The organism is Bacillus sp. ATD (assembly GCF_050585765.1).
Lineage (GTDB): Bacteria > Bacillota > Bacilli > Bacillales > Bacillaceae > Bacillus > Bacillus stercoris.
Map to the genome: position 1 here is coordinate 487,447 of NZ_JBOBQH010000002.1, position 24,139 is coordinate 511,585.

The 24,139-nt window shown below is 42.2% G+C and carries 34 protein-coding genes; 23 read left to right on the forward strand and 11 right to left on the reverse strand.

Going from position 1 to position 24,139, the window contains the following annotated elements:
- Positions 1-62 precede the first annotated feature (62 nt).
- Positions 63-953, forward strand: coding sequence for a 5'-3' exonuclease ExnP (gene exnP / locus ACQXR1_RS07130; RefSeq protein WP_430771905.1), 891 nt, complete (start codon positions 63-65; stop codon positions 951-953).
- A gap of 7 nt (positions 954-960) precedes the next feature.
- Here the strand turns inward: exnP and sspL are convergent, their stop codons facing one another.
- The 3 genes from sspL to ACQXR1_RS07145 are packed head-to-tail and all read right to left on the reverse strand — an operon-like array spanning position 961 to position 2,218.
- A complete protein-coding gene (sspL, locus tag ACQXR1_RS07135) occupies positions 961-1,089 on the reverse strand; it encodes a small, acid-soluble spore protein L (protein WP_003218255.1) in 129 nt (42 codons plus the stop codon).
- Between the two features lie 41 nt (positions 1,090-1,130).
- Positions 1,131-1,529, reverse strand: a complete 399-nt coding sequence (locus ACQXR1_RS07140; RefSeq protein ID WP_040082829.1) for a reverse transcriptase-like protein — start codon at positions 1,527-1,529, stop codon at positions 1,131-1,133.
- On the reverse strand, positions 1,529-2,218 hold the full coding sequence (locus ACQXR1_RS07145; protein WP_069149757.1) for a queuosine precursor transporter: 690 nt from the start codon (positions 2,216-2,218) through the stop codon (positions 1,529-1,531). Before ACQXR1_RS07145 ends, ACQXR1_RS07140 begins: the two co-directional genes overlap by 1 nt.
- Before the next feature lie 82 nt (positions 2,219-2,300).
- On the opposite strand from ACQXR1_RS07145, the gene ACQXR1_RS07150 reads away from it, so the two are divergent.
- On the forward strand, positions 2,301-2,981 hold the full coding sequence (locus ACQXR1_RS07150; protein ID WP_040082831.1) for a ribonuclease H family protein: 681 nt from the start codon (positions 2,301-2,303) through the stop codon (positions 2,979-2,981).
- Positions 2,974-3,156 (forward strand): zinc-finger domain-containing protein, encoded by a 183-nt coding sequence (locus tag ACQXR1_RS07155; protein ID WP_004397944.1) that lies wholly within the window; start codon positions 2,974-2,976, stop codon positions 3,154-3,156. Before ACQXR1_RS07150 ends, ACQXR1_RS07155 begins: the two co-directional genes overlap by 8 nt.
- 27 nt (positions 3,157-3,183) lie before the next feature.
- On the opposite strand, the gene ACQXR1_RS07160 is transcribed toward ACQXR1_RS07155, so the two are convergent.
- On the reverse strand, positions 3,184-3,453 hold the full coding sequence (locus tag ACQXR1_RS07160; RefSeq protein WP_069149756.1) for a DUF2564 family protein: 270 nt from the start codon (positions 3,451-3,453) through the stop codon (positions 3,184-3,186).
- 155 nt (positions 3,454-3,608) lie between these two features.
- Here ACQXR1_RS07160 and degR point away from each other — a divergent pair, with 155 nt between their 5' ends.
- Positions 3,609-3,791 (forward strand): transcriptional regulator DegR, encoded by a 183-nt coding sequence (gene degR / locus ACQXR1_RS07165; protein ID WP_014664342.1) that lies wholly within the window; start codon positions 3,609-3,611, stop codon positions 3,789-3,791.
- A gap of 51 nt (positions 3,792-3,842) precedes the next feature.
- Here degR and cspD read toward each other — a convergent pair whose 3' ends face one another.
- The 4 genes from cspD to metA form a co-directional block, all read right to left on the reverse strand.
- Positions 3,843-4,043: a cold-shock protein CspD gene (gene cspD / locus ACQXR1_RS07170; protein ID WP_003153604.1), complete on the reverse strand. Its 201-nt coding sequence runs from the start codon at positions 4,041-4,043 to the stop codon at positions 3,843-3,845.
- A 15-nt stretch (positions 4,044-4,058) separates the two neighbouring features.
- Positions 4,059-4,205 carry a hypothetical protein gene (locus ACQXR1_RS07175; RefSeq protein WP_151257433.1) on the reverse strand — a complete coding sequence of 49 codons (147 nt, stop codon included), beginning with the start codon at positions 4,203-4,205 and terminating at the stop codon, positions 4,059-4,061.
- Between the two features lie 80 nt (positions 4,206-4,285).
- The gene (locus ACQXR1_RS07180) at positions 4,286-5,434 is read right to left on the reverse strand and encodes a diglucosyl diacylglycerol synthase (protein ID WP_430771906.1); all 1,149 of its coding nucleotides are present in this window, start codon (positions 5,432-5,434) and stop codon (positions 4,286-4,288) included.
- A 230-nt stretch (positions 5,435-5,664) separates the two neighbouring features.
- Positions 5,665-6,570: a homoserine O-acetyltransferase MetA gene (gene metA, locus ACQXR1_RS07185; RefSeq protein WP_014664339.1), complete on the reverse strand. Its 906-nt coding sequence runs from the start codon at positions 6,568-6,570 to the stop codon at positions 5,665-5,667.
- 328 nt (positions 6,571-6,898) lie between these two features.
- On the opposite strand from metA, the gene ACQXR1_RS07190 reads away from it, so the two are divergent.
- The 10 genes from ACQXR1_RS07190 (at position 6,899) to ACQXR1_RS07235 (ending at position 15,229) form a co-directional block, all read left to right on the forward strand.
- The gene (locus ACQXR1_RS07190; protein ID WP_040082835.1) at positions 6,899-7,381 is read left to right on the forward strand and encodes a glutathione peroxidase; all 483 of its coding nucleotides are present in this window, start codon (positions 6,899-6,901) and stop codon (positions 7,379-7,381) included.
- Between the two features lie 13 nt (positions 7,382-7,394).
- Positions 7,395-8,012 carry an Mn(2+)-dependent (deoxy)ribonucleoside pyrophosphohydrolase gene (gene hdhQ, locus ACQXR1_RS07195; RefSeq protein WP_014664337.1) on the forward strand — a complete coding sequence of 206 codons (618 nt, stop codon included), beginning with the start codon at positions 7,395-7,397 and terminating at the stop codon, positions 8,010-8,012.
- A gap of 59 nt (positions 8,013-8,071) precedes the next feature.
- On the forward strand, positions 8,072-9,205 hold the full coding sequence (locus tag ACQXR1_RS07200) for a conserved virulence factor C family protein (RefSeq protein ID WP_069149754.1): 1,134 nt from the start codon (positions 8,072-8,074) through the stop codon (positions 9,203-9,205).
- Positions 9,206-9,493: 288 nt separating this feature from the next.
- Positions 9,494-11,170 carry a dihydroxy-acid dehydratase gene (ilvD, locus tag ACQXR1_RS07205; protein WP_040082837.1) on the forward strand — a complete coding sequence of 559 codons (1,677 nt, stop codon included), beginning with the start codon at positions 9,494-9,496 and terminating at the stop codon, positions 11,168-11,170.
- Between the two features lie 107 nt (positions 11,171-11,277).
- Positions 11,278-11,712 (forward strand): bacilliredoxin BrxA, encoded by a 435-nt coding sequence (gene brxA, locus ACQXR1_RS07210; RefSeq protein ID WP_003230794.1) that lies wholly within the window; start codon positions 11,278-11,280, stop codon positions 11,710-11,712.
- Positions 11,713-11,753: 41 nt separating this feature from the next.
- Complete coding sequence (locus ACQXR1_RS07215; protein WP_430771907.1) at positions 11,754-12,536, forward strand: class I SAM-dependent methyltransferase; 783 nt, start codon at positions 11,754-11,756, stop codon at positions 12,534-12,536.
- A 260-nt stretch (positions 12,537-12,796) separates the two neighbouring features.
- A complete protein-coding gene (locus ACQXR1_RS07220) occupies positions 12,797-13,408 on the forward strand; it encodes a YpjP family protein (protein WP_009967559.1) in 612 nt (203 codons plus the stop codon).
- 17 nt (positions 13,409-13,425) lie between these two features.
- Entirely contained in the window at positions 13,426-13,959 is a 534-nt protein-coding gene (locus ACQXR1_RS07225; RefSeq protein WP_040082840.1) for a phosphatidylglycerophosphatase A family protein, read from the forward strand.
- A 142-nt stretch (positions 13,960-14,101) separates the two neighbouring features.
- On the forward strand, positions 14,102-14,608 hold the full coding sequence (gene dfrA, locus ACQXR1_RS07230) for a dihydrofolate reductase DfrA (protein ID WP_069149752.1): 507 nt from the start codon (positions 14,102-14,104) through the stop codon (positions 14,606-14,608).
- Positions 14,609-15,229, forward strand: a complete 621-nt coding sequence (locus ACQXR1_RS07235) for a lysophospholipid acyltransferase family protein (RefSeq protein ID WP_095431551.1) — start codon at positions 14,609-14,611, stop codon at positions 15,227-15,229.
- A gap of 32 nt (positions 15,230-15,261) precedes the next feature.
- On the opposite strand, the gene trhA is transcribed toward ACQXR1_RS07235, so the two are convergent.
- Together trhA and ACQXR1_RS07245 are read right to left on the reverse strand one after the other, a co-directional pair.
- Positions 15,262-15,903 (reverse strand): PAQR family membrane homeostasis protein TrhA, encoded by a 642-nt coding sequence (gene trhA, locus ACQXR1_RS07240; protein WP_014664329.1) that lies wholly within the window; start codon positions 15,901-15,903, stop codon positions 15,262-15,264.
- Between the two features lie 20 nt (positions 15,904-15,923).
- Positions 15,924-16,919 (reverse strand): sigma 54-interacting transcriptional regulator, encoded by a 996-nt coding sequence (locus ACQXR1_RS07245; protein ID WP_430771908.1) that lies wholly within the window; start codon positions 16,917-16,919, stop codon positions 15,924-15,926.
- Between the two features lie 248 nt (positions 16,920-17,167).
- Between ACQXR1_RS07245 and ilvA the strand changes: the two genes are divergently transcribed.
- The 7 genes from ilvA (at position 17,168) to ACQXR1_RS07280 (ending at position 22,533) form a co-directional block, all read left to right on the forward strand.
- A complete protein-coding gene (gene ilvA / locus ACQXR1_RS07250; RefSeq protein WP_243572318.1) occupies positions 17,168-18,436 on the forward strand; it encodes a threonine ammonia-lyase IlvA in 1,269 nt (422 codons plus the stop codon).
- A gap of 85 nt (positions 18,437-18,521) precedes the next feature.
- Positions 18,522-18,773, forward strand: a complete 252-nt coding sequence (locus ACQXR1_RS07255) for a YpmP family protein (protein WP_151257380.1) — start codon at positions 18,522-18,524, stop codon at positions 18,771-18,773.
- A 144-nt stretch (positions 18,774-18,917) separates the two neighbouring features.
- Positions 18,918-19,499: an SCO family protein gene (locus ACQXR1_RS07260; protein ID WP_151257381.1), complete on the forward strand. Its 582-nt coding sequence runs from the start codon at positions 18,918-18,920 to the stop codon at positions 19,497-19,499.
- A 77-nt stretch (positions 19,500-19,576) separates the two neighbouring features.
- On the forward strand, positions 19,577-20,344 hold the full coding sequence (locus ACQXR1_RS07265; RefSeq protein WP_151257382.1) for an SGNH/GDSL hydrolase family protein: 768 nt from the start codon (positions 19,577-19,579) through the stop codon (positions 20,342-20,344).
- Between the two features lie 9 nt (positions 20,345-20,353).
- The gene (locus ACQXR1_RS07270) at positions 20,354-20,917 is read left to right on the forward strand and encodes a YpmS family protein (protein ID WP_040082845.1); all 564 of its coding nucleotides are present in this window, start codon (positions 20,354-20,356) and stop codon (positions 20,915-20,917) included.
- 12 nt (positions 20,918-20,929) lie between these two features.
- Positions 20,930-21,124, forward strand: coding sequence for a protein YpmT (gene ypmT / locus ACQXR1_RS07275; RefSeq protein ID WP_147772143.1), 195 nt, complete (start codon positions 20,930-20,932; stop codon positions 21,122-21,124).
- A gap of 71 nt (positions 21,125-21,195) precedes the next feature.
- Positions 21,196-22,533 carry an MATE family efflux transporter gene (locus ACQXR1_RS07280; protein WP_430771909.1) on the forward strand — a complete coding sequence of 446 codons (1,338 nt, stop codon included), beginning with the start codon at positions 21,196-21,198 and terminating at the stop codon, positions 22,531-22,533.
- Positions 22,534-22,584: 51 nt separating this feature from the next.
- Here ACQXR1_RS07280 and ACQXR1_RS07285 read toward each other — a convergent pair whose 3' ends face one another.
- Positions 22,585-23,010, reverse strand: coding sequence for a MarR family transcriptional regulator (locus ACQXR1_RS07285; RefSeq protein ID WP_004398634.1), 426 nt, complete (start codon positions 23,008-23,010; stop codon positions 22,585-22,587).
- 131 nt (positions 23,011-23,141) lie between these two features.
- Between ACQXR1_RS07285 and msrA the strand changes: the two genes are divergently transcribed.
- Entirely contained in the window at positions 23,142-23,675 is a 534-nt protein-coding gene (gene msrA, locus ACQXR1_RS07290; RefSeq protein ID WP_430771910.1) for a peptide-methionine (S)-S-oxide reductase MsrA, read from the forward strand.
- Positions 23,676-24,110 (forward strand): peptide-methionine (R)-S-oxide reductase MsrB, encoded by a 435-nt coding sequence (gene msrB / locus ACQXR1_RS07295; protein ID WP_040082849.1) that lies wholly within the window; start codon positions 23,676-23,678, stop codon positions 24,108-24,110.
- Positions 24,111-24,139 lie beyond the last annotated feature (29 nt).

The window sequence follows — 24,139 nt, forward strand, 5'->3', positions numbered from 1 at the left end:
GTTTTTTATTTTGGGCCGCTTTATGCTAAAATAGAAGGAATGAAAGAAAAGGGAGTTATCAGATGAATAATAATAAACTATTGCTGGTTGACGGCATGGCTCTTTTATTTCGGGCTTTTTTTGCCACGGCCGTACATCGCAACTTTATGATAAATGACAGCGGGGTGCCGACGAACGGCGTCAACGGCTTTTTAAAGCATTTGATTACAGCCGTGGAAACATTCCAGCCGACACACGTCGTCTGCTGCTGGGACATGGGGAGCAAAACGTATCGTAATGACTTGTTTCAAGATTATAAGGCAAACCGCAGCGCACCGCCTGTGGAACTGATCCCGCAGTTTGATTTGGCAAAGGAAGCAGCCGCTGAGCTTGGGATCATGAATATTGGCTTTGCCGGTTATGAAGCAGATGATTGTATTGGAACTCTTGCCGATTTATTTACAAATGAAGCAGACATTACGGTCGTAACAGGGGACAGAGACTTACTCCAGCTGCTAACGGATAAAGTAAGCGTTGCTCTGCTTCAAAAAGGAATCGGAAATTATAAAGTCTATACAAAAGAGACTTTTTATGAAGAAACAGGGGTAATGCCGAAAGCTTTGATTGATATTAAAGCGCTTATGGGTGATTCCAGTGATAACTATCCCGGCGTCAAAGGGATTGGAGAAAAAACAGCCTACAAACTGATTCGTGAATATGAAACGATTGACCGTTTATTGGAAAATCTTTCTCTTCTTCCAAAGGGACAGCAGGGAAAAATTCAGCAAGGTTTAAGTGATTTGGAGATGTCGAGGAAGCTTGCGGAAATTCATTGCTCTGTGCCGCTGGTCTGCACACTGAAAGACGCTTTATTTACTTTGCAAATGGAGCAGGCGGCTCAAATGCTTCGCCGCCACCAAATTAAAGGAATTGAGCGCATGCTTGAAAAGCTGAACGCTAGAGAGATCGTATAGATCTTCTCTAGCGTTTTGTATTGCTTTTTTTTGCCCTTTCCTCAAGCTCTGTTTTAGGGTCATTATGTGTATTGCCTTCCAGGTCGCCTTGCGGAGTAACGCCGCCAGTCAGCCGGCCTTTATCTTTCTTTTTCATGTTAGTTCACCTCGCCATTAGGATGAACCAATGACTAAGATTTAATTCTTTTCATTCAGCCGAATTGCTTCTTTTGCCAGGAGATCGGCTTTTTGGTTTTGCTTGCCCGGTATCCATTTGATGAAAAAAAGAGGGAAGGCTGCTTTTAAACGGATGATTTCCTCTACAAACGGCTGAAACGTTTTATTTTTAACCATTTCAAGCTCAGCGGCGCGCTCCACAATATCTGAATCCGTTCGAAAGGAAACCGATTGATACCCGCGCGTTGCGCATAGCTTCATCCCTTCAATTAATGCAAGAAATTCCGCTTCCTGGTTTGTATGCACTCCGATTGGAATAGAGAAAGATTCTGCTTTCCCCTCATGTTTGATAAAAATGCCGATACCGGAAGGCCCGGGATTACCAGCGCTTGCGCCGTCTACATATATTTCTGTAGGCATTATGAACTCCTTTCATCATTAGGTATCATTTTTTTGGCTGCATAAGCATAAGGCAATGAAATCAAAGATACCGCAAACTTAATCAAATATGTAGAAATAAAAATATGAAGCCAAACGTCTGCCGGATAAATGCCGAAAAAAGCGACAGCAGTGAATATGAATGTATCAAACAACTGGCTGACTGCTGTACTGCCGCCATTTCTGATCCATAAAAGCCGATCAGAAGGAAATATCCTTCTAATTGCCGAATATACATAAACATCCAGCGTTTGGCTGAAGATAAAGGCAAGCAGACTTCCTAACGCAACTCGCGGAAGGAATCCAAAAATCGTTTCCAGCGCTGTTTGTGATATGTCGCTGGAAGCCGGTTCGAAAAGCAGCACGCCCTGCATGACAAATGTCAGCGTCAGGAGCGTTGAGAATCCGAGCCATACCGCTTTTCTGGCTTCAGCCGGCCCGTATTTTTCATTCAGTACATCTGTCGCAAAAAAGATTGTGCCATACATCACATTCCCGAGTGTCGCTGTTAAGCCAAACAGTTCCACTGTTTTGACGACTTGGAGGTTGGCGCAGACTGTCGCAAAACCGATCCAAACAAACAGTCCCATTTTGCCAAATCCTTTATAAAATAAAAGAACAATGATAAAATGAATGATCGCAAAAAAGATCCAAAACGAATTATTAAACAAGATGAAAAAGCTTCCTTTCCGGGGTAAGATTGGTTTGATTATAGCATAAGCCCGGCAACTAATGAATGGTAAGGTGATCGTAATGAAGCTCAGACCGCATTTAAAAATAGAAGCAAAAGGAACGGGATCCGTCTCATTTTTCAGCGAAGACTGGCTGACAGCACAGCAGGCACGTATGCTCGCCAGAGAGCTTGGACGTTTTCCATACATGAAAGAGCTAGAGTTCGAAGACGAGAAAGGCGGCAGCTGGACGCTGAAGGAATTGGAAAAGCTGACCGAGGAGCTTGCTCAAGAGCCTGATAACATCACTGTTTATTTTGATGGCAGTTTCGATAAGGAGAGCGAACTTGCGGGTCTAGGGATTGTCATCTATTATTCGTTGGGAGGAGTCCGGCATCGTTTGAGAAAAAATAAAAGCTTCCGGCTGAAAACCAATAATGAAGCTGAATACGCGGCACTTTATGAAGCAATAAGAGAAGTAAGAGAGCTTGGGGCAAGCAGAAATTCAATTACGATCAAAGGGGACTCGCTTGTTGTACTGAATCAGCTTGACGGCAGCTGGCCTTGCTATGATCCATCTCATAATGAATGGCTGGACAAAATAGAAGCACTCCTTGAATCACTGAAGCTTACTCCAACCTACGAAACGATACAGCGGAAAGACAACCAGGAAGCTGACGGCCTCGCTAAAAAAATTCTATCCCATCAATTCGTAGAAAGCCACACGAAATTAGACCGTAACGGAGATGACGATATTGGATAAGAAAATGATCTTTAAAGAACTGACAGAACTGCACGATGAATATTGCAAAGACTGTTTTATTAAGAAGCAATTTCGCAAAGAATTTGGCAAAACTTATGCACATTCTTTTTGTATCAATAAATGTACGGTTGGTGAAAAATTGAAAGCATACGGAGATGTCTTAACCAATCACTAAAAATAAAAACCGCAGAAGCTGCGGTTTTTATTCTTTGAATTCATCGAGCTGATGCTCGCTGTCATCCAGCAGCTGCTGTTGCTGCTTTACAAATTCAGGATCGTCGAGAGCTGCCAGCTCTTCAGAGTGTGACAGTTCTTTAGCATCCTCAATGGCTTGGTATGCTGAGTCGACTAATGTTTTGCTTTGGCCTCTCGTCGCGGCTCCTGTTGTTTTCTGCGCTGTTTCCACTGCTAGTTCCAGCTGCCGCTTATCCGTAAAGCCAGTCTGATCCTCATTATGGAATTTTGAAGTCAACAAAAACACCTCCACAATTATTTTGCAGAGTTTTTTTGAAATTTATGTACCAAAATAGCAAATAAAATAAAAATAAGCCGATATAACTATTGAACCAGAAATAATAGGACTGTTTTACTATTTGAGGTATCTTGATAGAGAAGGGGAACGCAGCTATGGATGATAAAGATTTGAAGTCGATCCTTCACAAAACATTTATAGAAATATACAGTGATTTAGAAGAACTGGCGGATATCGCGAAAAAAGGAAAACCGTCAATGGAAAAGTATGTTGAAGAGATTGAACAGAGGTGTAAACAAAACATTTTGGCGATTGAAATCCAGATGAAAATCAAATAGGAGAGGCGAATGCCTCTCCTCTATTTGTCATCTCATCATCATGTATTGAGTTTAGAGTTTTACAACATTAGAAGCTTGAGGTCCACGATTACCTTCGACAATTTCAAAAGAAACTTCTTGTCCTTCTTCTAATGATTTGTATCCTTCTCCTTCGATTGCTGTGAAGTGAACAAATACATCGTCTCCGCCTTCAACTTCAATGAAGCCGAATCCTTTTTCGTTGTTGAACCATTTTACTTTACCGTTTTGCATATTGCTTAATTCCTCCTAGTACTGTAGCACCCATGTGCTAAAAAAAATTTTGTCATCATTTAACTTTGATTCATTGTTAAATGATGGTTCAACTATACACCATCTGGGAGCACCCGTCAAGTTGCGAATCGGCTTATTTTTTAAAAGAAAGGCGAGTTTTATAAAAAAATGTAACCGCTTTTATTAATGGCTGAATATAAATAAAAAGAGCACACGGTTTTCGTATGCTCTCAAGTACGCCATTAAGATAGCGCTTTGGTCTTTTGTTTGGCTGTCATCATTTCTGATTCTTTCAGGATATCCTCTAAAATGACTTCAGAGGAGTTTGCTAAATGAAGGCCTTTAATGTTTTTCTTCATGCGCTGCAAGGTATCTTCATCTGCAAGAAGGGAAGTGACTGACTCGAGAATCTCTTCATGACGGTTCACGACGATGGCAGCTCCGCGGTCTTCAAAGAAGTTTGCATTTTCTTTTTCCTGGCCAGGCACAGGTTTGTACAGAATGACAGGCACACCAATGGCAGTTGCTTCAGTCAAAGTAATGCCGCCTGGTTTGGTAATCATGCAATCTGTGACCCGGAATAGCTCATCAATGCGCTCCACATAGCCCAGAACTTTTAATTTGTCACCGTTTTCCGCCTCAAGCGCACTCAAAGATTCTTTTAAAGCCGTATTTTTCCCGCACACGACAACCACTTGCACTTGCTCATCTTTGACAAGGTTTTCGCACAGCTCTTTTACGTTCTTTAATACACCGTGGGCACCTGCCATGATCAGAAGCACTTTTTTGTTTGGCGAAAGATTGTACTTTTTATATATCGGTCCAACCGGCATGGATTCTTCAAATTGCGGTCTGATTGGAATTCCTGTGATTTTTACGTTGCTTGGATGAGTGCCGATCTCCAGCAGTTTTTCCTTCACGTAATCTGTCGCTACATAATATTTATCCACGTTCTCGTGAACCCAAATTTTATGAAGGCAAAAATCAGTCATAACATTGAAGGTAGGAATGACTCTTCCTGTTCGGCGTCTGTACTCCGGCACGACAATCATCGGAAATGTATTAATAATAATATCGGGCTGATGTTCATCAACAAGTTCGCCCAATCTTTTATTACCCATTTTAAAGTAAATATTGAATTTACGTTTATTATAGATTTTGTCAACTCCGTAATAAAACAAACGATAAAACTGTTTCCCGATTGAGAAGCTTTTTAAATAAAGGTATTGAGTTACCTCTGAAACAATCGGATTTGACTCTTGGTACAAATTAGAAACTGTTACATGCTGAAAGCCGAGCCTTACACATTGTTCATAAAGTGTTTTGGCTACCTGCACATGTCCATTTCCGTAATTTGCAGTCAAAATTAATACTCTTTTATTGGTATTCAAGTAAATTCACCTCAATGTAATCAACAACAAGCAAGCTTCATGCATCGTAAGGAGTTATTGTCTATACATAAACATAACACAAATACATAATCGAATTATTAATGCAGTGAAAAAGTTAAGCTAATTTTAAATGATTTGGATTCCAGTATTTTAAATTTTTGTTATAGGCAGACTGAATCAGATGTATTTTATCATATTTTTTGCTCAGCGTATCACTAAAATAAGAAAAATTAGTCCCATTCATAAGGAGTTTCTTGGTAAACGTAATAATTCAGCCAGTTCATAAACAATAATGTGGCATGCGCTTTCCAGCGATTCACTGGCTCGTTGCTGCCTTTTGCAAAATAATGTTTAGGCGCCTCGACAGTAGAAAGGTTTCGTTCCAAATCTCTTTCATACTCTTGAAGAAGCGTATTTGTATCATATTCAGGGTGCCCTGTCAAAAAGACTTGTTTTTCGTCTTTAGACACAATTAAGCAAACCCCGGCTTCCTTTGATGCGGTAAGAATGTTTAACTCGGACACTGCTTGAAGCTGTTCCATATTTATATCTGTATGCCGGGAATGCGGCACGTAGTATAGCTCGTCAAAACCTCTTACCAATCTTTCGTGTTTTGAAAGAACGGTATGCTCGAACACACCGAAGATTTTTTTCGGCATTTGAATTTTTTCCACACCATAATGGTAATACAAACCTGCTTGAGCGCCCCAGCAAATATGCATGGTTGAAGTAACATTTGTTTTGCTCCACTCCATGATTTCCTTGAGCTCTTCCCAATATGAAACCTCTTCAAACGCCAAATGCTCGATCGGCGCACCGGTGATAATCATTCCGTCAAACTTCTTGTGACGGATATTGGAAAAAGTCGTGTAAAATTCGTCAAGGTGTTCTCTTGCAGTGTTTTTCGGCGTGTGTGTGCTTGGGATTAAAAATGTGAAATGAACCTGTAAAGGCGAATTTCCAAGCAATCTGAGAAGCTGAGTCTCTGTTTGGATTTTTTTCGGCATCAAATTTAAGATAATAATTTTTTGCGGCCGGATATCCTGATGAAATGCTCTGCTTTCATCCATTACAAATATATGTTCACTTTCAAGCACCTGTTTTGCCGGCAGGTGTGTTGGTATATTAATAGGCAACGTGCCACCTCCATTATTTCCCCGTTTAATTTTCTTCATTATAGGAATTTTCACGCCAATTTTCAATCTATCTATACGTGTTGAGGGGGGAAACAACAGAAAACTCTTTATATAAAACGCACTGACACATCTTTTGGTTTCACAGAAAATGATTTTCCATGATGTCGGAGGGAATTGAAATGTTTTATAGAATGATAAGATAAAAACGAACCCTATGAATTGAAAATAAACGACTGCTCATGTCGTCAAGTTTCTTAATTGATGTTTACATTTTGAATTGAAATTTAAAAAAGATAAAATATTCACCAGGGACATAGGAGGGAATTACATGTCTATATATCATATGAAGGTACGTACAATAACAGGGAAAGACATGACACTTCAGCCTTTCACGGGAAAGGTACTGATGATCGTGAATACTGCAAGCAGGTGCGGTTTTACTCCCCAATTGAAGCAGCTGCAGGAATTATATGATACATATCAGCAGGAGGGGCTTGAGATCTTAGGGTTTCCCTGCAATCAATTTATGAACCAAGAGCCTGGAGAAGAGGCTGACATACAGGAATTTTGTGAAACAAATTACGGTGTTACGTTTCCCATGTTTTCAAAAGTGGATGTAAACGGAAAAAACGCCCATCCGCTGTTTGTGTATTTGACAGAGCATGCAAAAGGAATGCTGGGAACTAAGGCAATTAAGTGGAACTTCACGAAATTTATAGTGGATAGAAATGGAGAAATCGTTGGCCGTTATTCACCAAATACAAATCCGAAAGAGCTGGAAGATGCTATCGTGAAGCTATTAGGGCAATGAAGAGGGTGTTTTTGTGAAGAAATTGAAGCAGGCAGAGCAAATCAGGACATGGGTTCAATCTATCCTGACTGGCGAAAGCTCTGGACATGATTATCATCATGTATCAAGAGTTGCAGATCTTGCTGTGTATATTGGAGAAAAGGAAAAAGCGGATTTGTTCATTGTTGAAACGGCGGCTTTGGTTCATGATTTAATTGATGTGAAGCTGCCTGACACGGTCAGGCTTTCTGTGAGCGAAGTGTATGATCAGCTCGTTTTTTTCGGGGTAGGAAAAGAGGCTGCTGACAGAGTGATTCATATTATAACAAGGATGTCCTTTCGGGACAGGGGGAAATTGGCGAAGGAGCCGCTCTCAATTGAAGGAAAAGCTGTACAGGATGCTGACAGACTTGATGCGATTGGTGCTGTCGGCATTGCGAGAGCTTTCATGTTTGCGGGCGCAAAAGGGCATGGCCTATATGGAGATGAGCAAAGCGCCTACGCTCATTTTTTTCATAAGCTGCTGCGGCTGAAAGATATGATGAATACAGACACTGCACGGGAATTGGCAGAAGAAAGACACGATTTTATGCTTCAGTTTGTCCGCCAATTAGAAAAAGACATACCCGGGATTGATGCCAAAACGTCGTAATAGAAGGCTTGGAACGACTGTGATAGAATAAGTCACAGATATGCTATAGGAGGACGATCATGAAGATAAAATCAATTGAACCTACACCAAGCCCGAATACAATGAAAGTCATCTTAACGGAAGAGCTTCCGGCGGGCAAAAGCAATAACTATAAACCTGAGCAAGCAGAAGGCGCACCGCCCGTTATAGCGGAAATCCTTAAAATAGATGGAGTTAAAGGGGTATATCACGTCGCAGATTTTCTAGCTGTTGAACGGAATGCAAGATACGACTGGAAAGACATTTTACCGCAAGTCCGCACTGCATTTGGGATGGAAAGTGCTGAAAGCGCAGAAGAAAACCGCTCTGAACAAGAATCTTTTGGAGAGGTAAAAGTTTTTGTGCAGATGTTCAGCGGCATTCCTATGCAAGTTAAATTGACGGATGGGGAGCGGGAAGAGCGCTTCGGCTTACCTGAGCGCTTTCAGCAGGCGATCTTAAAACTCAGATCTGAGGCTTCAAATGTTGTATTTGAACGGGCCTGGAAAGAACAAGGTGTCAGATTCGGCGACTTTAATGAAATCGGCCATGACGTGACAGAAGAGCTTCAGGCGGCATACAGTGATGAACGGCTGAAACGACTGACAGAAGCAGCTGCTCAAGGAAAGAGCGAAGCAAAACAAGCAGTACAGCGCAAAGCGTATAAAGTAACGCTCGACATGCTTGATGATGAGGACTGGAAAAAGCGTTATGCGCATCTGGAACAGATGGATCCAAAAGAAGAGGATATCCCGGTTTTACAGAAGGCATTGGATGATCCAAAGGTGTCTATCAGAAGACAGGCTGTTGTGTACTTAGGAATGATTGAAACACCTGATGTTCTTCCTCTATTGTATAAAGCACTTGAGGACAAAGCGGTCTCAGTCAGAAGAACGGCCGGAGACTGCCTGTCTGATATCGGCGATCCTCAAGCCATTCCTGCTATGATCAAGTCGTTAAGCGACTCCAGCAAGCTTGTTCGTTGGCGTGCGGCTATGTTCCTGTACGAAGTCGGCGATGAAAGTGCAATTGAAGCTTTGCGCGCTGCCGAAGATGATCCCGAATTTGAGGTCAGCCTTCAAGTGAAAATGGCGCTTGAGCGTATTGAACATGGAGAAGAAGCAAAAGGGTCTGTTTGGAAACAAATGACAGAGAGCAGAAAAAAAGGTGAATAGAGGTGAAAAAGGTGCAGATCATGCACCTTTTTTATGTGAATTCACTTTTTATAAAAATTATTTCGAATATTGTTGAAAAATATTCGAAAACTATTTATAGTAAGTAACAATATTAATAGTTGGAGGGTTCAAATCGAAAGAAAGCTATATAAATATAAAAACACAAAAGAACAAACCAAGGCGAGGGCGGCCTGAAATTATCTTTTTCGCAAAAACAGTCCATAAATAAACTGAAAATTGTTAAAATAAAATCCAATCTAACAATTGAAAGAATTTAGGGGGATCACCATGGCAGAATTACGCAGTAACATGATCACACAAGGAATCGATAGAGCTCCGCACCGCAGTTTGCTTCGTGCAGCTGGTGTAAAAGAAGAGGATTTCGGCAAGCCGTTTATCGCGGTGTGTAATTCATACATTGATATCGTTCCCGGTCATGTTCACTTGCAGGAATTTGGAAAAATTGTAAAAGAAGCAATCAGAGAAGCAGGAGGCGTGCCATTTGAATTTAATACCATTGGAGTAGATGATGGCATCGCGATGGGGCATATTGGTATGAGATATTCGCTGCCAAGCCGTGAAATCATCGCTGACTCTGTGGAAACGGTTGTATCCGCACACTGGTTTGACGGAATGGTCTGTATTCCGAACTGCGACAAAATCACGCCGGGAATGCTTATGGCGGCAATGCGCATCAACATTCCGACGATTTTTGTCAGCGGCGGGCCGATGGCGGCAGGAAGAACAAGTGACGGGCGAAAAATCTCCCTTTCCTCAGTATTCGAAGGGGTAGGCGCCTACCAAGCAGGGAAAATCAATGAAAACGAGCTTCAAGAACTAGAGCAGTTCGGATGTCCAACGTGCGGGTCTTGCTCAGGCATGTTTACGGCGAACTCAATGAACTGTCTGTCAGAAGCACTTGGTCTTGCTTTGCCGGGTAATGGAACCATTCTGGCGACATCTCCGGAACGCAAAGAGTTTGTCAGAAAATCGGCTGCGCAATTAATGGAAACGATTCGCAAAGATATCAAACCGCGTGATATCGTTACTGTAAAAGCGATTGATAACGCGTTTGCACTCGATATGGCGCTCGGAGGTTCTACAAATACCGTTCTTCATACGCTTGCTCTTGCAAACGAAGCCGGCGTTGAATATTCTTTAGAACGCATTAACGAAGTCGCTGAGCGCGTGCCGCACTTGGCCAAGCTGGCGCCTGCTTCGGATGTGTTTATTGAAGATCTTCATGAAGCGGGCGGCGTGTCAGCGGCTCTGAATGAGCTTTCCAAGAAAGAAGGAGCGCTTCATTTAGATGCGCTGACTGTTACAGGAAAAACTCTTGGAGAAACCATTGCGGGACATGAAATAAAGGATTATGACGTTATTCATCCATTGGATCAGCCATTTACTGAAAAGGGCGGTCTGGCTGTTTTATTTGGTAATCTGGCTCCGGACGGCGCAATCATTAAAACGGGCGGCGTACAGAATGGGATTACAAGACACGAAGGGCCGGCTGTCGTATTCGATTCTCAGGACGAGGCACTTGACGGCATTATCAACCGAAAAGTAAAAGAAGGCGACGTTGTCATCATCAGATACGAAGGGCCAAAAGGGGGACCTGGCATGCCGGAAATGCTGGCGCCAACATCTCAAATCGTTGGAATGGGACTCGGACCAAAAGTGGCATTGATTACGGACGGACGTTTTTCCGGAGCCTCCCGTGGGCTCTCCATCGGTCACGTATCCCCTGAGGCCGCTGAGGGCGGACCGCTTGCCTTTGTTGAAAACGGAGACCATATTATCGTTGATATTGAAAAACGCATCTTGGATGTACAAGTGCCAGAAGAAGAGTGGGAAAAACGGAAAGCAAACTGGAAAGGTTTTGAACCGAAAGTGAAAACCGGCTACCTGGCACGTTATTCTAAGCTTGTGACAAGTGCCAACACTGGCGGTATCATGAAAATCTAGCAGGTGAGGACACTTACTTCTGTATTTTAAGGCGTGAACATTTGAAATCCGGCCCTCTCTATAGTATCCTTTACTTCAGATGAAGGATACTAGAGGGGGCTTTTTTTATGTCAATGGCTTATGAAGAATACATGCGTCAGCTTGTCGTACCGATGCGCCGCGAGCTGACTGGAGCAGGTTTTGAAGAGTTAACAACAGCGGAAGAAGTAGAAAACTTTATGGAAAAGGCAGAGGGCACAACTCTTGTAGTCGTTAACTCTGTATGCGGCTGCGCCGCAGGCCTTGCACGTCCTGCAGCAACACAGGCAGTTCTCCAGAATGACAAAACGCCTGACAATACGGTGACTGTATTTGCGGGCCAAGATAAAGAAGCTACTGCAAAAATGCGTGAGTATTTTACTGGCCAAGAGCCTTCTTCACCGTCAATGGCTCTTTTGAAAGGCAAAGAAGTTGTACATTTTATTCCGCGTCATGAAATTGAAGGACACGACATGGAAGAAATTATGAAAAATCTGACTGCTGCCTTTGATGCACACTGCTAAATGCCCGTTTTCCGGGCATTTTCTTTTTGGGAGTACAGAAGATGATAACAACAAGCTATAGACCGTCTGAACACACCATAAAAACTGCAAAGCAGCTATCTAAAGAGCTAAATATGCCATACTGCGGCCGAAATAAACAAACGGTTGAAAACCTGCTGAAGTCAGCTGAACGTGATTTGCTTGTGGTCGGCAAAGAGCGATTTGAGCTATTTACGAAACAAGGTGCCAAATTCTTTTTTCATCCGAATACCGCGATGTTCAGAGCCAAACGCTTCTTACGCGGTGAGCAAGAGCCGATGCTTCGGGCTGCCGGTTTATCGGAAGGGGATACGTTTTTAGATTGCACACTCGGGCTGGGGTCAGATGCCATTATCGCAAGTATGGCGGTAGGCGAAACGGGGTCTGTGGTTGGGGTGGAAAAAAACCATCTTGTATCCGTTTTAGTGAGGACGGGGCTGCATTCATGGGAAACAGGTATAGAAGGGCTTCAAGCAGCGATGAGAAGAATCCAGGTAAAGAATGGTGATTGCTTAGAATACATCAAGCAGCTTCCTGACGGCTCTGTTGATGTGGTTTACTTCGATCCAATGTTTCATGAACCTGTAGAGACCTCTGACGGTATTGCGCCTTTACGCGATTTGGCTGAGGATTCCGTTTTGCACGAAGAGTGTATCAAGGAAGCGGTACGCATTTCCAGAAAAAGTGTTGTGCTAAAAGACCATTGGAAAAGCCCGCGGTTTGAACAGTTTGGTTTTCATGTCATAAAAAGAAAAACAGCACTGTTCCATTATGGTGTCATTCAGGCAAGTAAAGAAATCCCGTGATTCATACCACGGGATTTTCTGTTAATCGGTGACTTCCATGACGACAAAGTATAACAATGTTAAGAGTGAAACTGTGGCAAACAGAGCGTCAATCATGCGGAAAGCCTCCTTTCACAGAATATTGTAAGCGTTTTTACACAAAGTGCATAGCAACGAATCTCCTAATTTGTGTATCAGTTTCATATAGTACATGACTTGAATGTTTTGGTTGTGCTAAAATAAGAGAAACATGACAATAAAATAGAGAGGAATAAGCAGTCATGAAATTGTGGATGAGAAAGACCCTTGTGGTTTTATTTACCATTGTGACGTTCGGGCTCGTATCTCCTCCGGCTGCTCTTATGGCGGACAAGCCTTCCGGACAGCCGAGCAGTCTTGAGCAGAATGATTACACCGCTTTTTATGATGAGCATGACCTGTACGATGATGAGTCGGATGACAGGCGAGATCCTGAACTGCTTTTTCAATCGTACAAGGAACAGCTCCTTGACAGCGCTGAGGATCAGTCCTTTTTAAAATTCGGCAGCAGAATCGCTCCGGTCATTGAAGATGATTATCGGAAAGAGATCCTGCCAAAAATCGAAAATGTGATTAGTGATTATTTAGCGACATTGCAAGATGATGAGGCGTATCAAGATGTTGTGATCTCAAGCATGCCTTCAGCAGGCAAAACGGAAAAAATATTCAACGTCTACAATCGGACAACTGGAGAAGATCTTCTGAGATTCCATGTGCGCAGAGACCATCCGCCTCATGACGGCTACTGGTTTAATTTTCATTATCATACAGCAGAAGATGGATTTCAATCACATCATGAGCTTGGGAGCATTTACTGGGACCGCAACACTCCTCCCAACTGGATGAGTGCTTAAAGGAGATGCCATTAGACATGAAAAAGTACACAATGAATGAAATGGTCAATATAACAAAAGATATGCTGAATAAACGGGGCGTTATGATAGAAGATATTGCACGCATTGTTCAAAAACTTCAGGAAAAATACAATCCAAACCTGCCGCTCAGTGTTTGCATGGAGAATGTAGAAAAAGTCTTGAACAAACGTGAAATTATTCATGCTGTTTTGACAGGACTTGCACTCGATCAGCTTGCAGAACAAAAGCTTCTCCCCGAACCGTTACAGCATCTTGTTGAAACAGATGAACCGCTTTACGGCATAGATGAAATCATCCCGCTTTCAATCGTTAATGTGTATGGGTCGATCGGCTTGACCAATTTCGGTTATTTGGATAAAGAGAAGATTGGTATTATTAAGGAACTTGATGAAAGTCCAGACGGTATTCACACCTTTTTGGATGATATTGTGGCAGCTCTTGCTGCAGCAGCGGCGAGCAGAATTGCGCATACGCATCAGGATCTGCAAGATGAAGAAAAAGAACAGGATGAAAAGCCTGTCGTCAGCTGACTATAAAAAAATCATTTCTGAACCCAGGAATGATTTTTTATTGTGTTACACTACAAGAAGACTACTTTTAAAGGATGAAAAAAATGAAACAGTATAAGGATTTATGCAGACATGTTTTAAAGCAAAAAGGGGCGGTCAGCGTATGATTTCATTCATTTTTGCGATGGATGCCAACAGGCTTATCGGCAAAGACAATGATTTGCCGTGGCATTTGCCCAATGATCTTGCATACTTTAAGAAAGTAACATCGGGCCATTCAATCATTATGGGCAGGAAAACATTTGAATCGATCGGACGTCCGCTTCCAAATCGGAAAAATATTGTCGTCACATCAGCGCCGGCTTCAGAATTTCCGGGATGCACGGTTGTCAGTTCGTTACAGGATGTACTGGATATTTGTTCAGGCTCTGAAGAATGCTTTGTGATCGGAGGGGCTCAGCTCTATACGGACCTGTTCCCTTATGCGGACAGACTGTATATGACGAAAATTCATCACGAGTTTGAAGGTGACCGTCACTTTCCTGAATTTGATGAAGGCGATTGGGAACTGGTTTCTTCTGAGCAGGGGATCAAGGACGAAAAAAACCCGTATGATTACGAATTTCTCGTGTATGAAAAAAAGAATTCTTCTAAAGCGGGAGGATTTTAATTGGTTCGCTACAGCTTTCTAGTGGTTTATATTGTGTATATGCTGTTGAAAAATATGAAACAATTATTTAATCAAACAATGCTCGACCCTCGTCTGTCATATAAAAAACAGATGACTCTTGTGTACGAACAGCCAAAGGCATTTTTGGAAGGCTGTATCGGCATCTCCGGTTCAGTTGTGACAATCCATCAGCCAGAGCCAATCCCACAAGGTCCTGTTTTGTATGTGCACTCTCGTTTGCGCTTGGCTGAACTGGCCTTAATTGCTGGATATATTGAGGAACCGGCCGGCTTTATCGCCAACCCAAAAGTGTTCCGCTTGCCTTTTATCGGGCAATGGCTGGATCGGATGGATGTGATTTCAGACGGTCATTCAGAGAAGGTATATGAAAATGTGACAAAACAGCTGGAAAAGGGGCAAAGCTTGATTCTTTCACTAGATGGTTCTATTGATCCTGTAGAACTTGCAGCTCGCTATCAACTTCCGTTAGTGATGGTGGAAACGAAAGGAACAGAGCACCTGCAAAAGGGGTCGCTTTTTAAACGCTTAAAACCAGCCGACATTGAATTGTCCTTTTCAAAAGCTTATATACCTGCCAATGAAAAACAATTACGTGCATAAAAAAGCGCAGTCGTTAAGACTGCGCTTTTTTGTTACGAAAGGAACGGCACCTTTACACAATAGAAAAGCACGCAGAAAAACATAGCAGCGCTCCCGCCCAATACGAAGCTGTGCCAAATGGCGTGATGGAAGGGAATCTTTTTCCAAATGTAAAAGATGGTTCCGACAGAGTATAGAATGCCGCCGAGAAAAAGAAGGCTGAATCCCGCTCCGCTCAGCGAAGCATATAAAGGTTTAACCGCAATAATCATCAGCCAGCCCATGATCAAGTACACTATGGTTGACAGTAGGATAAAGCGTTTCACGAAGAAAATTTTAAAGACAATTCCACCCAGGGCAAGTGACCATACGATAACCAGCAGGGTAAAGCCGAGTGTGCCTTTCAGCGGTCCGAGTAAAAAAGGCGTGTAGGTTCCTGCGATGAGTACGTAAATCGCGCTATGATCGATAATCTCCAAAATGTCCTTCGTCTTTTTATGTGTGATGCTGTGAAGCAGTGTAGAGCTCAAATATAACAGCAGCATAGAGACACCGAAAATCGTAAAGCTGACAATATCCCAGGCAGACCCGTAATTAGCCGCGAATATGATTAAAAACACTAAAGCAGGGATGGATAAGAGTACACCAATGCCGTGTGTAATGGCATTGGCGATCTCTTCTTTCATTGTAAACAAGTGCATTCTCCTTTCGATCGCTAAATCATTTGATTTTTTAACGTCTCTATAAAGCGCAAGCCCTCAAAGGTAATTTTTGTGCCGGCGCGTCCGCGGCTTTTGGTGACATAGTCTTTTTTCTCCAAATAGTCGAGGCGGCTTCTGACCTGCTGCGGCGTTAACGAGGTTTGGGTATTTTTGCTGTGTTCAGAAATGATCCGTCTGCTGGCAGGTTCTCCTTTTTCATTCAATACTTTTATTGTTTCCAAAATAAACAAAAACTCAGCTTTTTCCATTAAAGTCAGCAGCTTTGCTTTTTTCTTTGAGGTTTTTCCGTCTATCGCGCCTCTAATATATGGCGGCAGGTCATGTGGATGAATCGTTCCCCCGCTTGATACTGCCGCCATATAATCTGCCGCGTTTTTTAATTCCCTGACATTGCCTTCAAATGTATGCTGCTCAAGCACCGGAAAGACAGAGGGGTCGATTAACAATTGCTGCCCGGAATTTGAGAGGAAATATTGTGTCAAAAGCGGTATATCGCTTTTTCGTTCAGATAATTCGGGCAGTGTGAGCGTTAAAATGTTCAGCCTGTAAAATAAGTCTTGCCTGAAGGAATGTTCCACGGATCCGTCTGCAGAAGCACAGATCATTCGCGGCTTCTCCATGTCTGAATCAAACGCTTTTAACAGCTGAGCTTGTACAGAAGCCGGCATGCGCCATACTTCATCAAGAAAAAGGGTTCCTCGTGCCGTTTTGTGAAAAGCACCTGAGTTTCCGTTAGGACCAAAAAGCTCATGCATAAGGCTTTCTTCAGAATGCGTGCTGCAATTGACGCTTATAAACGGTTCATTGCTTCTCGAAGATTCCAAGTGTATGGCATATGCGAAATGATTTTTGCCTGTTCCGATTTTTCCTGTTATTAAGACAGGAAGCTCCGATAACGAGAATTGCTTGGCGATTCGCTTCGCTTCCAGGAAAGTTTGATGTTCTCCGATTAGATGTTGAAATGTGTTGAGTTTTGGTGCGCTATTCATCAATTGGCTCCTTTTGGTTCTAATTGGTTTCATTATATCATGCCTTTTGGCTGAAAACACCCTTTATTTTACGATCGTCTTTTTTCTTGAGTCTGCAGGATAATGGTTAAACAGAAGTTACCACTTGATGTGTTGGACATATTCTGTATTTTTTTAATTATTAAATAAAAATAATTGTCTTATTTTTTGAATATTCGTGTTATAATGGCATATTAAATAGGGATTTAAAACAAGAAAGGAATCTGTACATGAAACCGTTGTTGAAAGAAAACTCTCTCATCCAAGTGAAAGACATTTTGAAGGCTCACCAAAACGTAAAGGACGTTGTCATTCACACACCTTTGCAGAGGAATGACAGACTTTCTGAGAGATATGAATGCAATATCTATTTAAAACGTGAAGACTTGCAAGTTGTTAGATCTTTTAAGCTCAGAGGGGCTTATCATAAAATAAAACAGCTTTCCAGCGAGCAGACAGAAAACGGAGTGGTGTGTGCAAGCGCCGGAAACCACGCGCAAGGCGTGGCATTCTCGTGTAAACATCTTGGCATTCACGGGAAAATTTTTATGCCGTCTACTACACCGAGACAAAAAGTATCTCAAGTTGAACTATTCGGAAAAGGATTTATCGATATTATTTTGACAGGCGATACGTTTGATGACGCGTATAAAAGTGCCGTAGAGTGCTGTGAGGCGGAATCTCGGACGTTTATCCATCCGTTCGATGATCCGGATGTGATGGCCGGACAAGGGACGCTCGCAGTCGAGATTTTAAACGACATTGATGCAGAACCGCATTTTCTTTTTGCAGGTGTCGGAGGTGGCGGTCTTCTCTCAGGGGTAGGTACATATTTGAAAAATGTGTCTCCTGATACAAAGGTAATTGCTGTTGAGCCGGCGGGAGCGGCATCCTATTTTGAATCAAACAAAGCTGGGCATGTCGTCACACTTGATAAAATTGATAAGTTTGTAGATGGGGCAGCAGTTAAAAAAATTGGAGAGGAAACCTTTCGGACGCTGGAATCTGTTGTTGATGACATTCTCCTTGTCCCTGAAGGAAAAGTATGTACATCCATTCTTGAATTGTATAACGAATGTGCGATTGTTGCTGAACCGGCCGGAGCTCTTTCTGTCTCAGCGCTTGATTTGTACAAGGATGAAATCAAAGGAAAAAATGTGGTGTGTGTGGTCAGCGGGGGGAATAACGATATAGGAAGAATGCAGGAAATGAAGGAGCGTTCCTTGATTTTTGAAGGTCTTCAGCATTATTTTATCGTCAACTTTCCGCAAAGAGCGGGGGCGCTCCGCGAATTTCTTGACGAAGTCCTCGGGCCGAATGATGACATTACAAGGTTTGAATATACGAAGAAAAATAACAAAAGCAACGGACCTGCTCTTGTCGGCATCGAGCTGCAGAACAAAGCCGATTATGGGCCGCTGATTGAACGGATGAACAAAAAACCGTTTCATTATGTAGAGGTCAATAAGGATGAGGACTTATTCCATCTGCTGATCTAATTTTTTTCGCAACCGCGCAAAATGACAGACAGCCAGGCTGGCATCATATATAATAGAAGAAAAACAAAAAAAGAGGATTGATAGCTTGTTACTCAAAAGCCTAGAGTTCAAACGCGGTGACGGGATTCAGGTGAAAGTGACAGAAATACCTGTATTAAAGGAAGATGAGCACTATTATTTTATGTTACATCACCATTTGCAATTCTACTTAAAAGAAGTGTTTTCATCAAACAGCAGGACAAAAGTGTATTCTTTCCGACATTATATGAAGCGCCGGATGAAGTGGGCAGATTATCAGGCTGTTTTTCATCAAGAGGTGTTAAAGCACAACGCATAACATGCCGTTTTTTACCTGTATGTCCTCCTTTGAATCGTTAATGGGGAGGCATGCAGGATTTTTTTTGCTCAGTATCGAATACAAATATGGGACAGTAAGGACAGGTTAGAAAGCGTTTTTATGCTGGCTGAAAGGATGAATGTCATGAAGGTTATCAAAGGTTTAATGGCTGGGCTGTTTTTTCTGCTTTTGTGTGCCTGTGGAGGACAGCAGATTAAAAATCCGCTCAATTACGAAGTGGAGCCTTTTACATTTCAAAACCAAGACGGCAAGAACGTTTCATTAGAGAGTTTAAAAGGAGAAGTATGGCTGGCGGATTTTATTTTTACTAATTGTGAAACTGTATGTCCGCCGATGACTGCTCATATGACCGATCTGCAAAAAAAACTGAAAGCCGAGAATATAGATGTCCGCATCGTATCATTTAGTGTTGATCCAGAAAACGATAAGCCGAAACAGCTGAAGAAATTTGCCGCAAATTATCCATTATCGTTTGATAACTGGGATTTTCTCACCGGATACAGCCAGAGTGAGATTGAAGAGTTCGCACTTAAGAGCTTTAAGGCGATTGTGAAGAAACCTGAGGGACAGGACCAAGTCATTCATCAATCTTCTTTTTGGTTAGTAGGCCCGAACGGCAAGGTGCTGAAAGATTATAATGGAGTGGAAAATACACCGTACGATGAAATTATCGCCGATGTAAAATCAGCAGGCGCACTCAAGTAAGCTAGAAGACTAGGCATTTGCAAATCTTCTAAAACATGATACACTTTCCACTAGTAGAATGGGAAGGAGCAACAAGATTGAAGCTGCGCATTTTTTCAATCATGGCTGGTTTGATTTTGCTTCTTACTGCTTGTACGAGCATACGTACAGCATCTGAGGGAAAACAAAAAGATCATGAAACGAAAACGAAAGAGCACATTGTCATAGCGGCTGTCGGAGATTCGCTGACAGAAGGAGTCGGAGATCCCGATGGAAAGGGATATGTCGGCAAGGTGGCGGATTCTATCCGGTCAGATAAACAAGTCAAAACGGTTGACGTGAAAAATTATGCCGTAAAAGGGAACCGTTCGGATGATTTATTAGAAAAACTAAAAGATAAAAAGGTTCAAAAAGGCATAAAGGACGCAGATTATGTCTTTTTTACAATTGGCGGTAATGATTTGATGAAAGTCCTTCGCCAAAACTTCCTGCAATTAACCATTGAACCGTTTCAGGAAGCGGAAAAACCGTACGAAAAGCGCTTTGAAAAAATCATTTCTGAAATTCGCAAGCTGAATGATCACGCTGAGCTGATTTATGTCAGCATGTACAATCCGTTTACGTTTACATTATCTGAACTAAATGAAATAAACGGTGTTGTCACGGATTGGAACCATATTGCTGAAAAAGAGCTGAAAAAGGATAAGCATGCGAAAATCATTTATATCGAAGATTTGTTCAACAAAAAAAGTGACAGCAGCCGAATTTCTGAGGAAGATGATTTTCATCCTAATGGTACGGGTTATTCTCTAATCGCGAAGCGCGTCTATCAATTCATAAAAAAAGAAGGATTACCGAAAGAGTAGGGTGACAGCATGAATAAGTGGAAACGACTGTTTTTTATATTGCTTGCAATCAATTTTATCCTCGCTGCCGGGTTTGTTACACTTGTTTTGCTCCCGGGAGAGCAAGCTCAGGTGAAGGATTCATCTGAGAGCGAGTATGGATTTCAAGTGACAAGCACAAAAGAATCATTAGCTGCGTTTGTTAACTCATATTTAAACGACAAGGCATCAAACAAGCTTGATTATAAAGTAGAGATTGATGATGATGTTCATGTCGCAGGGAAAATCAAGGCATTTTCTACCTCTATTGATGCTTTTATCGCTTTTGAACCGACCGTGAAAAAAAACGGTGATGTAGAGTTGAATGTTACGAAATTTTCGTTAGGGAAATTGAGTATACCGATTAGCTTTGTGTTAAATTATATGGACAGCTTTTATGAATTGCCGTCATTTGTCCACGTTCACCCCGGAGATAAAAGCATTGAAGTGCGTTTGTCAGAAATGCCTTTAACGAATGGTATGTATGTCAAAGCGGATAAAATAAATTTAGAAAATGATGAAATTGAATTTTCCTATTACCATCCTAAACAATAGAGGTGACTGAAAATGAAACAGGTTTACCAGTATTTCAGTTTATTATCCTTTACATTTTCCCTGTACTTCGGCTGGCTGGCTTATCATCATTTGGCCGCTGAAGACATGGATCAAATGTATTTGAATGTTTCCTATTGTGCCTTGTTCCTAAGTGTGATGGTGTTTACATTCGGTATGGGAGACCGGAAAAAAACCGATAAATCATGAAAAAAGAGACATGAAACAACGTCTCTTTTTTCGTGCGGTCCGAAGAAAATTTGAGAACACAAGGAGAAAAGATGAGAGCAAACGATTTTACACAGGGGAACGTGCTGAAACAGCTTGTACTGTTTTCAACGCCTATTATGCTCGGAAACGCATTGCAGGTTTCCTTTCAGTTTATAGACAGCTTGTGGATCGGCAATTTACTGGGGGCACAGGCTCTTGGGGCAGCTGCGGTATCAAGCACGATTGTTCTAACCGTGCTGTCTTTTATTTTGGGCCTTAACAATGCGACGTTAACCATTTTATCTCAGCAAAAAGGAAAAGATGATGTAAAGGGAATGACGTCGTATATTAACGCTTTTGTTGTTTTATTAACAGGCCTAAGCATCGGATTCGGCGCGGCCGGTTTTTTTCTGTCAGAGCTTTTGCTGCGTCTTCTAAAAACGCCGGAGTCAATGCTGCCGCTTGCTGAGACTTATTTACAGATTCAATTTATCGGCATTTTATTTTTATTTGGTTATAACTTTATCAGTACTGTGCTTCGGGCGCTGGGCGACAGCAAGACACCGCTCCGGTTTATTGCGTTTGCTGTTGTACTGAATACAGTGCTGGCGCCGCTCTTTATTTCTGTGTTTCGCATGGGAATAGCGGGTGCGGCTTATTCAACGATTTTGTCACAAGGCGTTGCTTTTCTGTATGGGTTGTTTTATGTCATCAAACACAAGCTTGTGCCATTCTCAATTCCGAGAGTGCCCAAGTGGAGAGAGTCCGCGTTGATTTTGAAACTAGGGATTCCGGCAGGTCTGCAGATGATGGTGATTACAGGCGGTATGATGGCGATTATGAGTGTTGTCAACTCATACGGGGAGCACGTGGTATCAGGTTTTGGCGCGGTCCAGCGGCTCGACAGCATCATCACGCTTCCAGCAATGGCTGCCGGTACGGCCGTCAACAGTATGGCAGGGCAAAATATCGGAATCGGAAACAATAAAAGAGTAGGAACGATTGCAAGGCTTGGTGTGCTGGCTGTTATTTCCTGCATGCTGGTGATTGCGGTTATGATTTGGGTGTTTGGTAAATACCTTATAAGGTTATTTATCAGCGAGCCTGATGCGGTCGCATTTGGTGAACAATATTTGCGGTGGATCGCGTTTTTCTACCCTTTTATTGGGATTAATTTCGTACTGAACGGAATTGTCAGAGCCGCGGGAGCGATGCTGCAGGTGCTGGTTTTAAATTTGATCTCGTTTTGGGTGCTGCGATATCCTTTCACGGTTCTTTTTTCAGCTTGGCTTGGACAAAAAGGAATCGGGCTTGGAATCGGAATGAGTTTTTTATTTAGCAGCTGCGCGGCATTTTTGTATTACCGCTATGGCCGCTGGAAAACAATGAAGCTGTTCGCTGAAAAATAAGTGAAGCACTGCGAAAAGCACATACCTATATATAGCGGTATGTGCTTTTTTTTACCGTTTTTTATCAAGTTTGCTGAAGAGCTCGATTAACGTGGCAAGTTCAGCATCAGTGTAACAGTCAAAGCGTTTAAAGAAATATTCCGTTTTTTTCTCGTTAAAGTGCTGAAGGACTTTTTCGCCAGCTTCAGTGATATGAATGCGAATGATACGTCTGTCTTCCTTCGATCTGATTCTCGTAATCCATTCCTTTTCTACCAGCGCATCAGTCACAGCCGTAATGTGGCTTGCCGATACCTCTAAAATAGGCGCAAATTCAGTGACTTTTTTAGGCCCTTGTTCACTGAGGATCCGAAGAATGGTGAATTCATTCCGCGACAGCTCTTTATCTAAAATTTCATTGATTTCGTTTCGTATTTGTTTAAAGACTTTACGGAGTAAAGTTTCCATATCGTACATCATCTGTGTTCTTACTTTCAAATTTGTGAACCTCCATTACATAAGCATATTGCTTAAAACCTATAGATTTTATTGAAAAGCAGAATCATTTTCATTCTATTTTTACATGCTATAATATAATAATACCACGTATTAACAAAGGAGGCACCAGTATGTCTGAAAAAAAAGAAATCGCCACATTTGCAGGAGGCTGTTTTTGGTGTATGGTTAAACCTTTTGACGAACAGCCGGGTATTGAAAAAGTGGTGTCCGGGTATACAGGCGGCCATACTGAAAACCCTACGTATGAAGAGGTGTGCAGTGAAACGACAGGGCATCGTGAAGCTGTTCAAATCACGTTTGATCCTGATGTATTCCCTTATGAAAAACTGCTTGAATTATTTTGGCAGCAAATCGATCCGACAGATGCCGGCGGACAGTTTGCTGATCGCGGCAGTTCCTACCGCGCAGCCATTTTTTATCATAATGATAAACAAAAGGAGCTTGCGGAAGCTTCCAAGCAACGTCTGGCGGAAAGCGGGATCTTTAAAGATCCGATTGTAACGGACATTTTAAAAGCTGAACCTTTCTATGAAGCGGAAGGCTACCATCAGCATTTTTATAAAAAGAATCCAGCACATTATCAGCGCTACCGGACAGGTTCCGGACGTGCCGGATTTATTAATGAGCATTGGGGGGATAAATAAATGGCGTACAATAAAGAAGAAAAATTGAAGTCATTAAATCGCATACAATATGAAGTAACGCAAAATAACGGCACGGAGCCGCCGTTTCAAAATGAATATTGGGATCATAAGGAAGAAGGGCTTTATGTAGACATTGTATCAGGCAAGCCATTGTTTACATCCAAGGATAAATTTGATTCCCACTGCGGCTGGCCAAGCTTTACAAAACCGGTTGAAGAAGAAGAAGTGGAAGAAAAACTGGACACGACTCATGGCATGATTCGCACAGAAGTAAGAAGCCGAACTGCTGACTCTCATCTTGGCCATGTATTTAATGACGGTCCGGGGCCAAACGGGCTTCGTTACTGCATAAATTCAGCAGCGCTGCGGTTTGTTCCAAAGCATAAGCTGAAAGAGGAAGGATACGAAAGCTACCTGCATCTCTTTGATAAATAAAATATTAAAAACAGGCCTGCCTAATGGAT